The sequence below is a fragment of the Paraburkholderia sp. Ac-20340 genome (assembly GCF_017104965.1).
Taxonomy (GTDB): Bacteria; Pseudomonadota; Gammaproteobacteria; order Burkholderiales; family Burkholderiaceae; genus Paraburkholderia.
The window spans coordinates 1-801 of sequence record NZ_JAAGPR010000088.1 but is presented as its reverse complement, the minus strand read 5'-3'; the positions used below and the strand labels follow the sequence as shown (position 1 = coordinate 801).

The window sequence follows — 801 nt, the reverse complement described above, 5'->3', positions numbered from 1 at the left end:
GAGTGGGTTTTGCCAGAAGTGGCTAGTCTAACCGCAAGGAGGACGGTCACCACGGCAGGATTCATGACTGGGGTGAAGTCGTAACAAGGTAGCCGTATCGGAAGGTGCGGCTGGATCACCTCCTTTCCAGAGCCCGCTGCATTCATTGTCCAAGCGCTCACACTTGTCGGCTGTATCAAAGACAGACTCAGGGGTCTGTAGCTCAGTCGGTTAGAGCACCGTCTTGATAAGGCGGGGGTCGATGGTTCGAATCCATCCAGACCCACCATCTTTGTCTGTGGCGGCAAGGCCCTTGTAGTTCATGTTGTGACTGGGGGATTAGCTCAGCTGGGAGAGCACCTGCTTTGCAAGCAGGGGGTCGTCGGTTCGATCCCGTCATCCTCCACCAATCCTCAATGCACAGTCTTCTGTGAACCCGAAACGGTTGCAGAGCATTTTGCATTGGCGATTGAGCCAGTCAGAGCGATGTGATTAAACACCATATCGGCTGTCGTTCTTTAACAATCAGGAAGAAGTAGTAAAGAGATTCATCTGAAACACACTTAGAGATGGGTGTGGAGTAAGTGAATCAGGGTTGTGATTGTATCAATGTATTTTTAAGTGATCGAAAGATTGCCTTGAAATACGGCGCAACACGAATACTCAACCTGTAACGAGTGATCGACGATTCCTTCGGGAGCCAGAGACACACCCGTTATAGGGTCAAGCGAACAAGTGCATGTGGTGGATGCCTTGGCGATCACAGGCGATGAAGGACGCGGTAGCCTGCGAAAAGCGGTGGGGAGCTGGCAAACAAGCTTT

At 51.4% G+C, this 801-nt stretch carries 2 tRNA genes and 2 rRNA genes; all 4 read left to right on the top strand.

Annotated features, from left to right (window positions below):
• A 16S ribosomal RNA gene (locus G3N59_RS36825) occupies positions 1–126 on the top strand; the annotation flags it as partial.
• 65 nt (positions 127–191) lie between these two features.
• A tRNA-Ile gene (locus tag G3N59_RS36820) sits at positions 192–268 on the top strand.
• Between the two features lie 44 nt (positions 269–312).
• Positions 313–388 (top strand) — tRNA-Ala (locus G3N59_RS36815).
• Between the two features lie 312 nt (positions 389–700).
• Positions 701–801, top strand: a 23S ribosomal RNA gene (locus G3N59_RS36810); the annotation flags it as partial.